Here is a 17630-nt window from a genome sequence, read left to right as displayed (position 1 = left end):
AAGCGCGTCGGGGGTCATGCCGCGAACAATACGCAAAGCGACGGATAGTTCACGCGCTTTACGGCGCATCCCCCGCATTGCTCATTCGCCAGCCTCCCCGGCGCGTCACTCCGCTGGCGCCTCGCCGTCGCGGAAGCCGATCCGGCCATGCGGTGCGGGCAGCGGCCCGCCGCCCGGCACATGGTCGATCACCGGCGTACCGTCATCGCCCGGACGATAGGTCAGCAGCTTGCGCCCGAGCCACGGTCCGATCCGCCGCTCGACGCCAACCGCCAGGCTGAACGACGCCGGAACGATCAGGAGGGTCAGCACTGTCGACACGGTCAGGCCGCCAATCACCACGATCCCCATCGGCGCGCGCCACGCGCCGTCGCCGGTCAGTGCAAGCGCGGTCGGCACCATGCCGGCGACCATCGCCACCGTCGTCATCACGATCGGTTGAGCTCGCTTGTGCCCGGCATCGACGATCGCGTCATAGATCGGCACGCCCGCGTTCATCTCCTCCAGCGCGAAGTCGATCAGCAGGATCGAGTTCTTGGCCACGATACCCAGCAGCATGAGCAACCCGATGAACACCGGCATCGACAGCGGATTGCCGGTGAGCATCAGCGCCAGCACGCCGCCGAGGGGCGCCAGCAGCAGCGAGCCCATGTTGACCAGCGGCGGCAACAAGCGGCGGTACAGCAGCACCAGCACAGAGAAGACGAGGAACACGCCCGCGATCACTGCGAAGACGAAGTTGATCAGCATCTCCATCTGCCACTTTGCCTGACCGACGCTCATCTTCTGCACGCCCAGCGGCAGGTTCTTCATGATCGGCAGCGCGTTCACCTGCTGCATCGCGTTCGACAGCACCAGGCCCGGCGCAAGATCCGCACCGATCGTCAGCTGGCGCTGCTGGTTGAGGCGATTGATCTTGGTCGGGCCGGAGCCGAAGCCGATCTCCGCCACCACCGACAGCGGCACCGATCCGCCATTCTGCGTCTGCACCGGCAGGTTTCGGATCGTCGCCATGCGCGACCGCGACGATTGCTCCAGCGCTACCCGGATCGGGATCTGCCGATCGTTCAGCGAGAAGCGCGCGCTGTTCTGGTCGATATCACCCAACGTCGCGATGCGGATCGCATTGGACAGCGCGCTGGTCGTCACGCCAAGATCGGCTGCCAAGTCGAGCCGTGGCTTGATCACGATCTCAGGCCGGTTGAGGTCGCCCGCGATACGCGGCGCCAGGAAGCCGGGGATCTTCGCCATCTCGGCGACGATCTTGTCGGCGGTCTGGCGCAGCAGCACCGGATCGTCGCCGCCCAGCGTCACGGACACGTCGCGGTTGTTATCGCCCCAGCCGAACTGCGACTGGAAATTCACGCGCGCGTCCGGGATCTTGGCCAGCTCCGGCGCCAGCGCGCGCTCGAACTCGGTCGAGCTCTTCGTCCTGAGATGCGAAATGTCGCCGCCGAAGATCGCGCGGATGCGATCATTCAGCGTCGGCTTCTCCTTGAACTGCACCGTTACACGGCCAGTGCCGACTCCGGTACGGGTATAGACCGTGTCGGCCTCCGGCTGCTGACGGATCAGTTCGTACACCTGATCCACCGTTGCCTGGGTCTGTGCGAGCGTGGTGCCCGGCGCCATGGTGATGGTGACGGTCGAACGCTCCTGGTCGGTGGACGGCTGGAACTGCATCGGCAGCGAGGCAAAGCCCAGGACCGTCAACAGGAAGGCAAAGGCGCCGATCCCCATCGTCCAGATACGATGATCGTAGAAATAGCCGGTCACGCGCCGCATCCCGCCGCGTGCGCGCACCGCAAGCGACTTGCCGGGCTCCAGCGTCCAGCGAAGCACGGCCATGTAGATGTCCATGAGCCGGCCTTCGCCATGCGCTTCGGGCCCGGCGGATTTCAGAAAATAGGCTGCGATCATCGGCGTGATCAAACGGGCGACCGCGAGGCTCATCAGCACTGCGACCACCACGGTCAGGCCGAAGTTCTTGAAGAACTGGCCCGACACGCCCGGCATCAGGCCGACCGGCAGGAACACTGCGACGATCGACATGGTCGTCGCCAGAACGGCAAGGCCGATCTCATCCGCTGCGTCGATCGCGGCCTGATATGCCGATTTGCCCATCCGCATGTGCCGGACGATGTTCTCGATCTCCACGATCGCATCGTCGACCAGCACGCCTGCCACCAAACTAAGCGCCAGCAGCGTCATGCTGTTCAGCGAGAAGCCCAGCATGTCCATGAACCAGAAGGCCGGGATTGCCGACAGCGGGATGGCCAGCGCGGAAATGACTGTCGCACGCCAGTCGCGCAGGAACAGGAATACGATGAACACCGCGAGCACCGCGCCCTCGATCATCGCGTGGATCGCGCTCTTGTACTGTTCCAGCGCGTATTTTGAACCGTCGATGCGCAGCTGGAACTTCACCTGCGGATTGCGCTTCTCGAGCTCCTCCAGCTTTTTCTTCGCCTCGCGGAAGACGGTGACTTCCGAATAGCCCTTGGCCCGCTTGAAATCGAACGTCAGCACCGGGCGGCCGTTCACCGCCGCGGCGGTCCGCTGCTCCGCATAAAGGTCCCGCACGGTGGCGACGCTGCTGAGCTTGATCGTGCGGCCGTTGCCGATCGAGATCTGCGTCTGGCCAAGTTCATAGGCGTCGCGCGCATTGCCCAGCACGCGCACCGATTGCTCGGTGCCGGCGATCTCCGCGCGGCCGCCGGCGGCGTTCAGATTCACCTGCCGCAGCTGCTGGTTGATCTGCGTCGCCGTCAGGCCATAGGCTGCGAGCTTCGCCGGATCGAGGATCACGCGGATCTCGCGATCGACGCCGCCGTTGCGCTCAACGCCGCCCATGCCCTCGATGCTGAGCAGTTCCTTGGACACCGTATTGTCGATGTACCAACTCAGCTGCTCGATCGTCATGTCCGTGCCGATCGCGGAATAGCTGCCGAGATCGTCGTCGTTGATCTTCACCCGGCTGATCTGCGGCTCCAGGATGCCTTCGGGCAGATTGGAACGGATCTGGGTGACGGCGTCGCGCACCTCGTTGACCGCGCGATCGACTGGCGTGCCGATGTCCAGCTGGATCATCGTCGTTGAATTGCCTTCGGAGACGTAGGACTGGATCTCGTCCACGCCCTCGACGGTGCGCACCGCCGCCTCGACGCGCTGGGTGATCTGGGTCTCAAGCTCGCTTGGCGCGGCGCCCGGCTGCGTGATCTCGACCGCCACCATCGGGAAGTCGATGTCCGGCTCCCGGTTAATGTCCATCCTCACGAAACTGACGATGCCAGCCACGGTCAGGATGACGAACAGGACGATCGATGGAACCGGGTTCCGGATCGACCAGGCCGAGATATTCTGGAAGCCCATCGTCAGCCCTTTGTCTTGGCGAGCACCGGTGCGATCTTCTGTCCGGGGTTCAGGAAAGCACCTGCCGACACGACCACGCGCTCCGTGCCATCGAGCCCCTCGGCAATCGCGACCGAGGTGTCGTTCACCGTGCCAAGGCGCACGTCACGCCGCCGCACGACATTGTCCTTGTCGGCGATATAAACGTAATTGCCCTTCTCGTCGCTCAAGATCGCAGACTGCGGCAGTTCCGGCACATTCGCGGCGCCACTGACGATCACTGCGGAGGCAAAACCACCCGGGCGAAGCGCCTGATCATACTTCAGCGCGATGCGCGCGATCCCCTGCCTGGTCTGCGGATCGATCACCGGCGACACCTGCCAGACCTGGCCGTCGAAGGAGCGCGCCTCGCCCACCGGGGTCACCTTGGCCTGCGCGCCGGTCCGAACCGTGACGAGGTCGCTTTCCGCCAGTTGCGCGCGCATTTCCATCTCGCCGCCCTTCGCCATGCGGAACAAGGTGCCCGAAGCGGAGCTGATGATCTGGCCCGGCTCCACCTGCCGCGTCAGCACGAGTCCCGCGGCAGGCGCACGGATGTCGAGCCGGCCGTTGCGCGCGCGCTGCTCGGACGCTGCCGCAGTCGCAACCTTCACGCGCGCCGCCGCTGCGTCGCGCGTCGCGATGCGCCGCTGCACATCGGCCTGGCTGATGAAGCCGCGGCCAACCAGTTGCTGGGCACGTTCCAGTTCAGACTGCGCCAGCGTCAGGTCCGCACGCGCGACATTCACCTGGGCCGCAAGGCTCGCCGCCGTCTGCGTCTGAACCGAGCGATCGACCAGCGCGAGGACCTGCCCCTCACGCACCCACTCGCCGGGTTCGACCAGCACGCGAGTCACCATGCCGCCTTCACCCGCGACGCCGACCGGCATCTCGCGCCGCGCCGCCAGAGTACCGGTAGCGTTCACCTGGCGCTCGACCGACGCGCGGCCCGGAACGACGACGGTGACGGTTGGTGCCTGGTCGGATGCGGCCTGCTTTGGCCCCTCTTCGCCGCCACGCAGGAAGAACCACGCCCCTGCGGCCAGAGCTACCACGACAATAATGATGATGAACATGCGCCGCCGGCGCCGTGCCCTGTCGTCTGCGGGCCCCTCGATCGCCAAGGTCTCGCCCTGCAGATTGCCGGCTTCGTAATTCATGCGCCTCGTCATCCCATCCGGCCCTCGACAGAGGCCGTCCGCTGTCTTGATTGTTCAGCTGTGTTATCGAAATAAGTCACCGGCCTCAAGAGCCAGTCGGAACCGCCGTGCAATTGGCAGATTCAGCGTTTCACCTCAAGCGAGCGTCCGTTCATCGTGCGTTGTCCGGCCGGCTTGCAGAAGGGCGCCACTGGTCGAACAGGAGGATTGTTTCCTATGCGTTACACGATTGCAACACTGGCCCTGGTCGCAGCCGCGCAAGCCGCGGTCCCGGCGGCGGCGCAGATTCCGGCCGCGACGCCGATCCTCCCCGACGCGACCGTGCTCGACGTGGTCGCCACCGGCGAGGTCACCCGTGTGCCGGATGTGGCAACCGTGCGAGCCGGTGTGGTCACTCAGGCACCCACCGCCGCCGCTGCGCTCAGCGAAAACGCGGCGCGGATGGAAAAGATCGTTGCCGCGCTTCGCGCCGCCGGCATCGCCTCGCGTGATATCGCGACCGCCAGCGTCGGCCTGTCGCCGCAATATCGCTATGCGGACAATCAACCGCCCGTGATCACGGGTTATCAGGCGAACAACACCGTCTCGATCAAGTTCCGCGACATCGCCAAGAGCGGCGCTGCGCTTGACGCGCTGGTGAAGGCCGGGGCGAACCAGATCGATGGGCCGCAATTGTCGATCGATCAACCCGAAGCGGCGCTGGATGAGGCGCGTACCAACGCGATTGCCCGCGCCCGCGCTCGCGCGGAACTATATGCCCGGGCCGCCGGGATGCGCGTCGATCGGATTGCCGCAATCGAGGAGAATGGGGAGAACGCAGGCGGCGGCCCGCGCCCGCCGGTGCTCTACGTCCAGTCCGCAAAGCGCGAGGCTGCAACCGATGTGATGCCGGGCGAAACGCCGGTGAGCGTGACAGTCGCTGTCCGGTTCCTGCTGAAGTAGCGGTCGACCTTAAGCACAAACGAAAGCGGCCGCCCGAGCGATCGGGCGGCCGTTCAAGTTCTAGTACTGGAGCGTTGCGCTGATTAACGCACGCTACCACGACGAACGAGGTTGACGATCCCGAGCAGGACGATCGCACCAAGCAGCGACACCAGGAACGACGTCAGGGTCAGCGGCGCGCTATTGATCGAACCACCCGAAACGATCAGGCCACCGATGAAGGCGCCGACGATACCCACGACGATATTCAGAAAGATGCCCTGCTGAGCATCCGTGCGCATGATGATGCTGGCCAGCCAGCCGATCACACCGCCGACGATCAACCAGAGAATGATACCCATAACTAACTCCCCTGCGTTAACGGCCCGAACGGCCGGGCGCTGGGGAAAATACTCTTGACAAGGCCCTCTTGTTCCGCCCGCGTATCAGAACTTCTGCTGGCGCTCGTACAACGACTTGTAATGCTGGATCCGCGTCACCCGCAGTCCCGGCATGCCGGAACGGTCGATCGCCCGCTGCCAGCTGGCGAATTCCTCGACGGTCAGATTGTACCGCTGGCACACTTCGTCGACGGTCAGCAGACCGCCATTAACGGCGGCCACCACTTCGGCCTTGCGCCGCACGACCCAGCGCGTGGTGTTCGCCGGCGGCAGGCTGTCGAGCGTCAGCGGCTCGCCTAGCGGGCCAATCACTCGTGCCGGGCGAATTTTCTGATTCTCGATCATTCCTTAACCTCGGTTCGGGGCGGGGGCCCCCTCTCCAGTCCCGCAGCCTTGATGCGACTGCACGGTTGAACGGCCACTAAAGGCCAACGGTAAACAGCCTCTTCATTCGTCACTCCACCGTGCCATCGCCTTGGCCATAGGGCCATTAAACGCACCATCGACAGGGGCAAAAAGCGCCGAATCGAGCCTAATTCGCGCCGATTTGGCGTAAATTGTCGCCGTCGGAGAAGCCGCCTGCCGCGCAGTCATTTCCACCATCAGCACCGCCAGGTCGGTTGGCAGCGTGACGATGGGGCTGTGGCGGTCGAAACGGGTGAAACTCAGATCCACGCGGTGCTTTGTTCCTGTGCAGTGTCCTTTGGCTGCATCGGTCTAGGTCAACGTGGTGAAGGCACCGTAAACCGCGGCGGAAGAATTTTTGCGGCATGGCGCGGCGTTAGGTCGGTTCGTCCGGCTTTCGCCTCCCGCCCCCCCGTCCTAGATAGGGGATCGTGAACGATATCGCAGATTTCCAGCTCGGCCCCGATCTTGCCGGCCGCCGCATCGTTGTCGCCATGTCCGGCGGCGTCGACAGCTCGGTCGTGGCCGCGCTTGCCGCGGCGAGCGGCGCCGAGACGATCGGCATCACGCTGCAATTGTATGATCATGGCGAGGCGACGGCGCGGCCTGGCGCCTGCTGTGCGGGCCGCGACATTCGAGACGCGCGCGCCGTGTGCGATCGACTGGGGATCGCCCATTACGTGTTCGATCACGAAACGAGCTTCCGCAGCCAGGTGGTGGATCGGTTCGCCGACGAGTATCTCGCCGGACGAACACCAATTCCCTGCGTCCAGTGCAACATGGGGCCGAAGTTCACCGATCTTTTCGCGCTCGCCCACGATCTCGGCGCCGACTGCCTTGCCACCGGCCATTATGTCCGCCGCCTGATGGGCGCTGAAGGGGCCGAGTTGCACCGCGCGATCGATCCTGCGCGCGACCAGAGCTATTTTCTCTTCGCCACCACCCGCGCTCAACTCGATTACCTGCGCTTCCCGCTGGGCGGCATGCCCAAGGATCGGGTCCGCGCGATTGCCGCCGAAATGGATCTAGGCGTTGCAGCAAAGCCCGACAGCCAAAACATCTGTTTCGTGCCGGACGGTGACTATGCCGGCCTCGTCAAGAAGCTCCGCCCTGAAGCCGCGCAGGATGGCGAGATCGTCGACCTCGCGGGTCGCCAACTCGGCCGCCATGCCGGCATCATTCATTACACCGTCGGCCAGCGTCGCGGGCTGGAGATCGGCGGCCAGGCAGAGCCGCTCTACGTCGTTCGCCTCGAGCCGGAGGAGAACCGTGTCGTAGTTGGTCCGCGTGCCGCGCTCGCCGTATCTGCGGCCCGGCTGACCGATCTCAACGTACTCGGCCCGCTTGATGGGCCGCTCAGTGCGAAGGTGCGCTCCATGGCAAAGCCCGTGCCCGCGCGCCTCGACGGGGACCGGCTGGTATTCGGATCGCCCGAATATGGCGTCTCCCCGGGGCAGGCCGCCGTGCTCTATGCCGGAAACCGCGTCCTCGGCGGCGGCTGGATCGCCGCGACCGAGCCGGCGCTTCTCGCCGCCTGACAGAAGAAGGCCCGACGCGAGTGGCGCCGGGCCCTAGGTTCGCCTGGGAGCTATCCGGGCGGAAAATCGCCGCAGCGCGATCGACCCGCGCCGCCAAGCATCACAGCGCGTTGGTCGCGATATCGTTGCCGAGATCGAGATCGTTACCGACGAGGCCGTTGTCGGTAACCGTCAGATTGTCGTCCGCGGGAATCTCGTCGTCGAGCACCGTTTCATTGCTGATCACGGTGTTGCCGCCCGCGTCATTGGCCGGCGAACCGCATGCAGCAAGGCCGGCAGACACCAACACAATCGCCAATCCGGAAACGAGCTTCTTCATCCGCATTTCCCCCTCATTATGAGATCGCATCGCGACGATCCGCCGCGTCCCGAGTCAATCTACATGGATGAAGTAGGAATTCAAGCGTGATCGTTGCCGCCTGTACTCACGGCAGCAGAAACGCCCCCTCGATCGTGGTGACACACGCGCCCGTCAGCAGCACGCGATCACCGGCAAGCCGGCATCCCAGTCGCCCACCCCGCGCGCTCGCCTGATAAGCCGTGAAGCTGTCGCGGCCGAGCACCTCCGCCCAATACGGCACCATCACCGCATGTGCTGACCCGGTCACCGGATCCTCCGGAATGTCGAAATAGTCGGTGAACACCCGGCTGACGATATCCGCCGTATCGCCGCGCGCGGCGACGATCAGCACATAAGGGCCCAGCGCCTTCACCGCGCGTCCGTCCGGCGTCGCTGCCCGCACCGCCGCGTCGTCCTCGACCACGACCAGCGCATAGCCTTTGTCGTGCCAAAGCGTCTCTCGCGCCGTCACACCCAACGCCGCGACGATCGCGTCGAGCGGCTTGGGATGCGGCGTCCAAGCGGGCAGCGCCATTTCGTACCCTGCCCCACGCCGCGCGACTTCCAGCACCCCGGCCTGCCGCGTCGAAAAACGAACGACGTCCAGCGTGGGGTCGGACGACAGCACGAAATGCCCGCTGGCGAGCGTCGCATGGCCGCATAGCGCGACTTCGGCCGCCGGGGTGAACCAGCGCAACTCGAAATCCGCGTCTTCACCGCTCGCCGGCACGATGAAGGCCGTCTCGGACAGGTTGTTCTCGCTAGCGATGCTCTGAAGCGTGGCATCGTCCAGCCAAGACGACAGCGGCATCACCGCCGCCGGATTGCCGGTAAACGGCGCGTCGGCAAACGCATCGATCTGCGCAAATGGAATTCTCATACGTTCCCGCTCATTCTCCTGCGCCGCCGGGGGCGGGTCGCTAGACCCGCTTGCCGAACCAGTGCGGCGTCACATCCGCCTCCACTAGCGGATTATCGGTATCGACATGTCCCTCGGGATCGAGGTGGATCAGCACCTCGACGCGCGGGAACACGTCGCGCAGCCGGCGCTCGACGCTTTCGACGATGTCGTGCGCCGCTGCCACCGTCAGGTTGCGATCTACCTCCATGTGGAATTGGGCAAACTCATGCGTCCCCGCGCGCCGCGTGCGGAAATCATGGATGCCGCGGATGCCCGGCTGGCGCGCGGCAACCTCGATGAAGGCAGCGCGCTGCTCGTCCGGCCATTCCTTGTCCATCAGCATGTCGATCGCCTGGCTCGAAGCCTTGAACGCACCCCATGCCAGCCACAGCGCAATCGCGATGCCGAACACCGGATCCGCGCCTGACAGCCCCGCGAACTGGTCAAGCACAAGCGCGGCGATCACTGCGACGTTGAGCAGCACGTCCGACTGGTAATGGACATTGTCGGCCAGGATCGCGACGGATCCGGTCTTGCGGATGATGCTCCGCTGATAGGCGAGCAGCGCGAAGGTAGCGACGATTGCCACGACCGACACGCCGATGCCGAGCGCCGCATCCTCGTTCACCTGCGGGTTGGTAAAGCGCTCGATCGCCCGCGCCGCGATGCCGATGGCGGACGCGGTGATCAGCACCACCTGGAACAGCGCCGCCAGCGCCTCCGCCTTGCCGTGGCCGAAGCGATGATCGTGATCCGCCGGCTCTGCCGCCAGCTTCACACCGTACAGCGTCACCAGGCTCGCCAGAAGGTCGAGCCCGGTATCGGCAAGGCTGCCCAGCATCGCCACCGACCCGGTGTGCCAGGCTGCATAGCCCTTCATCACCAGCAGGAAAAAGGCGGTCGCGACGCTCGCCAGCGCCGCGCGCATCGCAAGCGGAATGACGCGCCGGCGTTCGTCACGTGTCATGGGTACAACAGGCCCTCGGTCCAGTCCGCCCCGGCATCGGCGCGCGTGAATAGTCGCCGCTCATGTAGGCGGTGCGCGCGATCCTGCCAGAACTCGATCCGGTCGGGCACGACGCGATAGCCGCCCCAGTGCGGCGGCCGGGGCACGTCATGCCCCTCGAAGCGGAACTGCATCGCCTCGAAACGCCCTTCGAAGATTGATCGCGCGGCAAGCGGACGGGATTGTTCGGAGGCCCAGGCGCCAAGCTGCGAGTCGCGACCGCGGGACGCGAAATAGGCGTCACTCTCGGCATCACTCACGAGGCTCACCACGCCCTCGATCCGCACCTGTCGGCGAAGCGATTTCCAGTGAAACAGCAATGCCGCCTGCATGTTCTCCGCCAGGTCCGCCGCCTTTCGGCTCTCGCGGTTGGTGTAGAAGACGAAGCCGTCCGGCCCGTGCCCCTTCAGCAGCACCATCCGCGCCGACGGCCGCCCACGCGAATCCGCCGTGGCGAGCGCCATCGCATTGGGGTCGTTCGGCTCGCTCTCGCGCGCTTCGGCAAACCAGGTCTCGAACAGCGTGAAGGGATCATCGGCCATGCCGCGCGCCTTAGCACCGGATGCTTCGCGGAACGACTCCCGCGTCCGTGAATTGAATCGGCCTCGCAACGACAGTTTTCAAGGACAGGGGCAGCAACCATGGCGGCGCGCGCCTATTGGCAGGGACAGATAAGGCTCGCCCTGGTATCGATCCCGGTCGAGATCTACTCCGCCACCAAGTCTGGCGCCGCGGTCTCCTTCCGCCAGATCCATGAGCCAAGCGGTCAGCCGATCCATTACGAAAAGGTCGCGGACGGCGTCGGCCCAGTGAACCCGGACGATATCGTGAAGGGCTACCAGATCGAAAAGGGCGAGTACGTTCTGCTCGATCAGGACGAGATCGATTCGGTGAAACTCGAATCGAAGAAGACGCTGGAGCTCACCCAGTTCGTCGACGCCACCGACATCGACGTCCTATATTACGAGAAACCGTATTTCGTCGTCCCGGCGGACGATCTGGCGGAAGAAGCCTTCATCGTCCTGCGGGAGGCGCTGCGCCGCACGAAGAAGGTCGGGCTCGGTCAACTCGCGATGCGCGGCCGCGAGTATGTCGTCAGCCTGAAGCCGTGCGGCCGCGGGATGATCCTCGAAACCCTGCGCTACGCCGACGAAGTGAACCGCGCGCAAAGCTACTTCCGCGACATTCCCGACGCGAAACCGGACGAGGATCTGCTCGAACTCGCCGAGGCGCTGATCGAGAAGAAGAGCGGAGCCTTCGATCCGAAGGAATTCCACGATCGCTACGTCGATGCGCTGAAGGACCTCATCGAGCGCAAGCGCAAGCAGAAGAGCAATCGCAAGATCATCGAGGACAAGGACAGCGGCGGCGGCCGCTCCGCCTCGAACGTCGTCGACCTCATGGCGGCGCTGAAGAAATCGATGGAAAAGAGCGGCGGCAGCGCGCCTGCCGCCAAATCCACCACAAAGAAGCCGACCGCGAAAAAGGCTCCGGCAAAGAAGCCGGCGACGCGCGCGGCCTCGTCGACCACCACGGCCAAGAAGGCGCCGGCGAGGAAGCGGGCGTGATCGCGCGCTGCCCGGGAGAGGTCGCATGAGCACCGATCCTCTTGCCCGCTACAATGCCAAGCGCGATTTCTCGAAGACGGCGGAGCCTGCCGGCACGCTTGCGCCCGGCAACGGCAACAGCTTCATGGTGCAGAAGCATGATGCGACACGCCTCCACTGGGATTTCCGGCTGGAGCTCGACGGCGTCCTCAAGAGCTGGGCAGTAACGCGCGGGCCCAGCCTCGATCCGAACGAGAAACGCCTCGCCGTCCGCACCGAGGATCACCCGCTCAGCTACGCAACCTTCGAAGGCACCATCCCGAAGGGCGAATATGGCGGCGGCACCGTGATGCTGTGGGATCGCGGCACCTGGTCCGTGATCAAGGGCAAATCGCCCAAGGATCTGGAAAAGGGCCATCTCCACTTCGTCCTCGATGGCGAGCGGATGAAGGGCGAATGGCTGCTCATCCGCCTGAAGCCGCGCGGCAAGGAGAAGAACGAGAACTGGCTGCTTCGCAAGATCGATGATGCCAATGCCGGCGGCACCGACACATTGGTCGAGACCGCACTCACCAGCATCGAGACCGGTCGCACGATGCAGGAGATCGCCGAGGGCAAGAAACCGCCTGCAAAGACCAAGCGAACAGCCAGGACGGAGCCGGCTAAGGGAAAGGCGTCCGCAAAGCGCGCAGGCAGGGCGTCACGAAAAGCCTCCGGCACGCCCCCCGCCTTTCACGAGCCCCAACTCTGCACCCTGGTCGATGCAGTCCCCGCCGGCAGCAACTGGCTGCACGAAGTGAAATACGACGGCTATCGTGCGCTGATCGCGATCGGCGGCGGCTCGGCCAGGGTCTATACCCGCAACGGCCTCGACTGGACGGACAAGTTCGCCGCCATTGCGGAGGCAGCCGCCACGCTCGATGTCGAGGATGCGCTGATCGACGGGGAGATCGTCGCCTTCAAGGATGGCCGACCCGATTTCTCGACGCTGAAGGACGCGATCTCCGCCGGCGGCGACATGACGTTCTTCGCCTTCGACCTTCTGGAGCTGAATGGCGGGGATCTGCGCGCGCTTCCGACGATCGATCGCAAGGAGCGGCTGCGCCCGCTCATCCCCGGCGCAGACCGGATCCAGTTCAGCGAGCACGTCATCGGCTCGGGCGAGAAACTGCTCGACACGATGTGCGAACAGGGGCTGGAGGGCGTCGTCTCCAAACAAGCCGATGCCCCCTATCGTTCGGGGCGCACCAAGGCCTGGCTCAAGATCAAATGCACCCGCCGGCAGGAGTTCATCATCATCGGCTGGACACCATCGGACAAGTCGCGCGGCTTCCGCTCGCTGCTGCTCGGCGTGCATGAGGATGGCAAGCTGCGTTACGCCGGCAAGGTGGGCACAGGCTTTTCCAACCAGTTGATGATCGATCTTGGCGAGAAGCTTGCGAAGCTCAAACGCAAGACGCCGACCGTCGAGGTGCCGCGAAACCTGCGCGCGGCGGTCCGCGGCGCGCACTGGGTCACGCCGAAGCTCGTCGCCGAGATCGCCTATACCGAGACGACGCCGGATAACGTGCTGCGCCACCCGAGCTTCCTTGGCCTGCGCGGTGACAAGGACGCGAAGGACGTGGTGATCGAAACGCCGCAGCCGCTTCCTGCCGCCGCCGCGGCACCGGAAGTCAGCGTGAAGGTGAGCAGCCGCGATCGCCTGATCTTCCCCGAATCAAGTGTGACGAAGGGCGACCTCGCCGACTATTACGCGAAGGTCGCGCCGATCATGCTGCCCTGGTCCGCACGCCGCCCCATCAGCCTCGTCCGCTGCCCGCAGGGGCGCGCCAAGAAATGCTTCTTCCAGAAACATGACGCTGGCTCGTTTGGGGAACACGTCCATCAAGTGCCGGTCACGGAAAAGGACGGCTCGACGGAGAATTACCTGTGGGTCGATGACGCTGACGGCCTAGTCGCCTGCATCCAGATGGGCACGATCGAGTTCCACGGCTGGGGCTCGACCATCGATCATCTCGAGCAGCCCGACCGGCTGGTGTTCGATCTCGATCCCGACGAGGGCTTGGATTTTGGCGACACCAAGAAGGCCGCGGAGCACCTCAAGAACCAGCTTGCCGAAGTCGGCCTCGTCAGCTTCCCCATGCTCTCGGGCGGCAAGGGCGTCCATGTCGTCGTGCCGCTAACGCCAAAGGCCGATTGGCCGGCAGTGAAGAGCTTTGCCGATCGCTTCGCGCGCGCCCTCGCGCAGGCGGAGCCCGACCGCTTCGTCGCCACCATGTCGAAGGCGAAGCGCAAGGGCCGGATCTTCATCGATTGGCTGCGCAACCAGCGCGGCGCCACCGCAATCATGCCCTATGCCGCCCGCGCCCGCGCCGGCGCGCCCGTCGCCGCCCCCGTCTCGTGGACAGAGCTTCGCGACATCGACACCGCCGCGCGCTGGCACGTCACGGACGGGGACGAACTGATCGCGCGCGCTGGCAGCCGCGCGCTGGCCGGTTGGGGTGTGGCCGATCAGACGCTCCCCGATCTCTGAATAGCGACGGCGAACGGGCACCAGCGACTTAGTTATTGCACCTGGGTTGCGCGCAGCTAGGGTCCGCCGCGCTGATTGGGGGGAGCCCGACGACGTGGCGACGCAGCCTGCCCTGTTCGATGCCGCGACGCACGCGCGCCGCTGGGTCGACGATTACTGCACGCACGCCGGGGCCGGCGGCGATGTGCTGTGCAGCGCCGACAAGGCACCTTGGCTCGCCATGCTCGAGGAGCTGGCCGGCGTCGTTGGCGACGACCTCGGCCATGCGCGTGAACGCGTCCAGCGGCACGCCGCGGACATGGGCACTGGCTTTCGCATCCCGGGTGAGGCCGAGGAACGTCCCTGGCCGGTTTCCCCCGTCCCGCTGCTGATCGACAGCGACGAATGGGCCCGGATCGAACGCGGCGTGGTGCAGCGCGCCTCGCTCTTCGAAACGATCCTCAGCGATCTTTATGGCGAGGCGAAGCTCGTCCAGCGCGGCCTCATTCCCGCAGCGCTTGTCACGGGTAGCCAGTTCTTCCTTCGACAGCTCGTCGGGCTGGCCCCGCCCGGTGGCCACCACCTCCATTTCGTCGCGGTCGATCTCGGCCGTGGCCCGACCGGCGAATGGCGCGTCCTTGCCGATCACCTGCGCACCCCCGCCGGGGCCGGCTATGCGCTGGAGAACCGGCTAGCGATCAGCCGCACTCTGGGTGGTCTCCAGGCGCGGCTCAACGTCGCCCGTCACGCGCCCTTCTTCGCCGCCTTTCGTGATGGCATTGCCGCGCTCTGCCGCCGCGCCGATCCGCGCATCGGCCTCCTCACGCCCGGGCGTTACAATCCCAGCTACCCCGAACAGGCGCATCTCGCGCGCTACCTCGGCTTCCTGCTCGTCGAGGGCGCCGATCTCGCCGCGCTTGAGGACAAGGTCTATATCCGCACCATCGGCGGGCTGAAGCGGATCGATGCTTTATGGCGCCGCCTCGATCCGCGCTTCCTTGATCCGTTGGCGTTCGACACCCATTCGCAGATCGGCGTCCCTGGCCTGATCGACGCCTATGCCGCCGGCAACGTCGTCCTATCCAACGCGCCGGGCGTCGGCGTGCTGGAAGCAACCGCGTGGAACGCCTTTCTGCCGCAACTCTCCACCCGGCTCACCGGCGCTGACTTGACGCTGCCCAACATTGCCACCTGGTGGTGCGGGCAGCCGTCGGAGCGCGAGCGGGTCGAGGAGGATCTCACCAACCTGCAGATCGCACCGGCCTTCGGCGGCGGCACGCTCGGCCTGCCCGCGGACGCCCCCGTCACCGGCAGCGATCTCTCCCCTGATCAGCGCGCCGCACTTCTCGCCGATATGGCGCGCCGTCCACAGGATTATGTCGGGCAGGAAGTGGTTCGTCTCTCCACGATGCCGGTGGTGGCCGGCGACACGCTCGTTGCCCGCCCCTTCACCCTGAGGGTCTTCGCCGCGCGCGGCGCGGATGGCAGCTGGACGGTGCTGCCCGGCGGCTTCGCGCGGATCGGCGAGCATCCCGATCCGCGCGCCGCGGTCATGGGCGAAGGCAGCTGGTCGGCCGATGTGGTCGTGCACGGGCGGGTACCAGTCGCGCCCATTTCGCTCCTTCCGGCACCGGATTCGCACCATGTGCGTCGCAATCCGGGCACATTGCCAAGCCGCGTTGCCGACAATTTTTACTGGCTTGGCCGCTATCTGGAGCGCGGCGAGGCTCTGCTCGCGATCATCCGCGTCATGCTCGGCAACTCGATCGACGCCGATGGCGGCGCGGCGCTCGGCCCGGATACCGTCAGCCGCCTCGCCAATCTGGTCGCGACATCCGGCGCAGCCCCTGCTCCGCCTTCGCTAACTCGCGCTGATCTACGCCAGATGGCGCGCACCGCCATGGAGGCCGGCGACGGTTGGCAGTCGGTCGCGGAGATCAACCGACAGGCGCGCCGCGTCGGCGAAGGCTCCCGCGACCGCCTGTCGGCAGACATGGTACGCCTGCTCGACGCGCCTTTCCCCACGCATCGCGGCATGCTCGATCGCGCCGGCTCGCTTCAGCGCCGCTACGCCGCGATCGCCGGCCTGTCGGCGGAACATATGAGCCGCACCGCCGCATGGCGCTTCCACGATCTCGGCCGCCGGGTCGAGCGCGCCGCGGCCATCGCGCGCGCCGTTCGCACCTTCGGCATGCCCGGCGCCTCGCTCGACGATCTTTCCACCCTGCTTGATCTTGCCGACAGCCAGATCAGCTATCGCCAGCGTTATCTCACTGGCCTCGCCCGTGTGCCGGTCATCGACCTCGTGGTGCTCGATCCCGGCAATCCGCGCGCGCTCGCGTTCCAGGTAGAGCGTATCTGTGAGCATCTCGCCGCGCTTCCCACGCTGAACGATGATGGCATGGCCGAGCCGCAGCAGACGCAAGCGACCGAGTTGAAGGCGATGGTGTCGATCGCCCAGGCCGCCACCCTCGATTGGGAAACCCTCAGCCGGATTGAACAGCATCTCGCCGGCCTTTCGGATGCCATTGCGCGTCGCTATTTCCTGCAGGGCGCCGAGCCGTTGCGCGCCGGAGGCCTGACGCTCGCGTGATTTACGACATCGTCCATGTGACGCGCTTCGATTACGGGGCGCAGGTCAAGTTCGCGCGGTGCAACCTCAGGCTCCAGCCGATCGACTGGCCGGGGCAGCGGGTGGAATCTTATGCTCTCCACGTCTCGCCCGCCGGCCGCACCACTCCTGCGCGCGCCGAGGCCGGCCTCGCGCATGTCACGCGGCTGGTGGTGGACGAACCCGTCCGCCGCCTGACGATCGAGAGCATCGCCCGCGTTGCGGTCGACCGCTTGGTTCCCGTGCCCGATGCCGGCGATCCGACGCTTGGCGATGTGGCCAGTCTCGCCCGCGCCAGCCGCGATCTCAGCGCCGCGGGGCCGGCAAGCTACCTCTTCCCCTCGCCGCTCATTCCACTCGATCGCGCGATCGCCGATTATTGCGCACCTGATCTCGACCCCGGCCGCAACGCGTTGGAGGCCGGCATAGCGCTTGCCCGGCGCATCCAGGCCGATTTTGAGTTCGATAACACCGCGACGCTGGTCGATACACCGCCGCACGAGGCGTTCGCCAAGCGGCGCGGCGTGTGCCAGGATTTTGCGCAGATCATGATCACCGGTCTGCGCGCCGCCGGCCTCCCTGCCGCCTATGCCTCCGGCTACATCCGCACCCTGCCGCCCGAGGGGCAGGAACGACTGGTCGGCGCCGACGCCACCCACGCCTGGTTGTTGTTGTGGTGCGGGCCGGAGCGCGGCTGGGTCGGCTTCGATCCCACCAATGGCATCTGGATGGCGAGCGACCACATCATCGTGGCGGTTGGCCGGGATTATGCCGAGATCGCGCCTGTCGACGGCATCGTGCTCGGCTCCAGCGCGCAGAAGATGGACGTCTCGGTCGACGTCGCCCCCGTCGCCTGAACAACAACAGGGCCGCCCCCACCGGCGGCAGGAACGGCCCT

General features: G+C 65.7%; 15 protein-coding genes. 6 read left to right on the top strand and 9 right to left on the bottom strand.

Going from position 1 to position 17630, the window contains the following annotated elements; translation table 11 throughout:
* Window positions 1-105: 105 nt before the first annotated feature.
* The gene (locus ACH0CP_RS00835) at window positions 106-3372 is read right to left on the bottom strand and encodes an efflux RND transporter permease subunit (RefSeq protein WP_294442955.1); all 3267 of its coding nucleotides are present in this window, start codon (window positions 3370-3372) and stop codon (window positions 106-108) included.
* A gap of 2 nt (window positions 3373-3374) precedes the next feature.
* Window positions 3375-4550 (bottom strand): efflux RND transporter periplasmic adaptor subunit, encoded by a 1176-nt coding sequence (locus tag ACH0CP_RS00830; RefSeq protein ID WP_294442954.1) that lies wholly within the window; start codon window positions 4548-4550, stop codon window positions 3375-3377.
* A 216-nt stretch (window positions 4551-4766) separates the two neighbouring features.
* On the opposite strand from ACH0CP_RS00830, the gene ACH0CP_RS00825 reads away from it, so the two are divergent.
* Window positions 4767-5492, top strand: coding sequence for an SIMPL domain-containing protein (locus tag ACH0CP_RS00825; RefSeq protein ID WP_294442953.1), 726 nt, complete (start codon window positions 4767-4769; stop codon window positions 5490-5492).
* An 83-nt stretch (window positions 5493-5575) separates the two neighbouring features.
* Here the strand turns inward: ACH0CP_RS00825 and ACH0CP_RS00820 are convergent, their stop codons facing one another.
* The 3 genes from ACH0CP_RS00820 to ACH0CP_RS00810 form a co-directional block, all read right to left on the bottom strand.
* On the bottom strand, window positions 5576-5833 hold the full coding sequence (locus ACH0CP_RS00820; RefSeq protein ID WP_294442952.1) for a GlsB/YeaQ/YmgE family stress response membrane protein: 258 nt from the start codon (window positions 5831-5833) through the stop codon (window positions 5576-5578).
* Window positions 5834-5917: 84 nt separating this feature from the next.
* Window positions 5918-6217 carry a DUF1153 domain-containing protein gene (locus tag ACH0CP_RS00815; RefSeq protein ID WP_294442951.1) on the bottom strand — a complete coding sequence of 100 codons (300 nt, stop codon included), beginning with the start codon at window positions 6215-6217 and terminating at the stop codon, window positions 5918-5920.
* 102 nt (window positions 6218-6319) lie between these two features.
* The gene (locus ACH0CP_RS00810; RefSeq protein WP_294442950.1) at window positions 6320-6547 is read right to left on the bottom strand and encodes a hypothetical protein; all 228 of its coding nucleotides are present in this window, start codon (window positions 6545-6547) and stop codon (window positions 6320-6322) included.
* A gap of 161 nt (window positions 6548-6708) precedes the next feature.
* Here ACH0CP_RS00810 and mnmA point away from each other — a divergent pair, with 161 nt between their 5' ends.
* Complete coding sequence (gene mnmA, locus ACH0CP_RS00805) at window positions 6709-7815, top strand: tRNA 2-thiouridine(34) synthase MnmA (RefSeq protein ID WP_294442949.1); 1107 nt, start codon at window positions 6709-6711, stop codon at window positions 7813-7815.
* Window positions 7816-7915: 100 nt separating this feature from the next.
* On the opposite strand, the gene ACH0CP_RS00800 is transcribed toward mnmA, so the two are convergent.
* The 4 genes from ACH0CP_RS00800 to pdxH form a co-directional block, all read right to left on the bottom strand.
* Window positions 7916-8134 carry a hypothetical protein gene (locus tag ACH0CP_RS00800; RefSeq protein ID WP_294442947.1) on the bottom strand — a complete coding sequence of 73 codons (219 nt, stop codon included), beginning with the start codon at window positions 8132-8134 and terminating at the stop codon, window positions 7916-7918.
* 106 nt (window positions 8135-8240) lie between these two features.
* A complete protein-coding gene (locus ACH0CP_RS00795; RefSeq protein ID WP_294442946.1) occupies window positions 8241-9035 on the bottom strand; it encodes a PhzF family phenazine biosynthesis protein in 795 nt (264 codons plus the stop codon).
* 40 nt (window positions 9036-9075) lie between these two features.
* Window positions 9076-10023: a cation diffusion facilitator family transporter gene (locus tag ACH0CP_RS00790; protein WP_294442944.1), complete on the bottom strand. Its 948-nt coding sequence runs from the start codon at window positions 10021-10023 to the stop codon at window positions 9076-9078.
* A complete protein-coding gene (gene pdxH, locus ACH0CP_RS00785; RefSeq protein ID WP_294442943.1) occupies window positions 10020-10604 on the bottom strand; it encodes a pyridoxamine 5'-phosphate oxidase in 585 nt (194 codons plus the stop codon). The genes ACH0CP_RS00790 and pdxH overlap by 4 nt, the downstream gene beginning before the upstream one ends.
* 99 nt (window positions 10605-10703) lie before the next feature.
* Here pdxH and ACH0CP_RS00780 point away from each other — a divergent pair, with 99 nt between their 5' ends.
* The 4 genes from ACH0CP_RS00780 to ACH0CP_RS00765 all read left to right on the top strand — a co-directional run bounded on the left by ACH0CP_RS00780 (window position 10704) and on the right by ACH0CP_RS00765 (window position 17589).
* Window positions 10704-11630 carry a Ku protein gene (locus tag ACH0CP_RS00780; RefSeq protein ID WP_294442942.1) on the top strand — a complete coding sequence of 309 codons (927 nt, stop codon included), beginning with the start codon at window positions 10704-10706 and terminating at the stop codon, window positions 11628-11630.
* Between the two features lie 25 nt (window positions 11631-11655).
* Entirely contained in the window at window positions 11656-14142 is a 2487-nt protein-coding gene (gene ligD, locus ACH0CP_RS00775) for a DNA ligase D (protein WP_294442941.1), read from the top strand.
* 94 nt (window positions 14143-14236) lie between these two features.
* Window positions 14237-16714, top strand: a complete 2478-nt coding sequence (locus ACH0CP_RS00770) for a circularly permuted type 2 ATP-grasp protein (protein ID WP_294442940.1) — start codon at window positions 14237-14239, stop codon at window positions 16712-16714.
* Window positions 16711-17589 carry a transglutaminase family protein gene (locus ACH0CP_RS00765; RefSeq protein ID WP_294442939.1) on the top strand — a complete coding sequence of 293 codons (879 nt, stop codon included), beginning with the start codon at window positions 16711-16713 and terminating at the stop codon, window positions 17587-17589. The genes ACH0CP_RS00770 and ACH0CP_RS00765 overlap by 4 nt, the downstream gene beginning before the upstream one ends.
* Window positions 17590-17630: the final 41 nt, after the last annotated feature.

The sequence above is a fragment of the Sphingomonas sp. 179-I 2A4 NHS genome, from assembly GCF_045369135.1.
Classification (GTDB): Bacteria; Pseudomonadota; Alphaproteobacteria; order Sphingomonadales; family Sphingomonadaceae; genus Sphingomonas.
The sequence above is the reverse complement of the archived record's forward strand: the minus strand, read 5'-3'. Positions and strand labels throughout refer to the sequence as shown.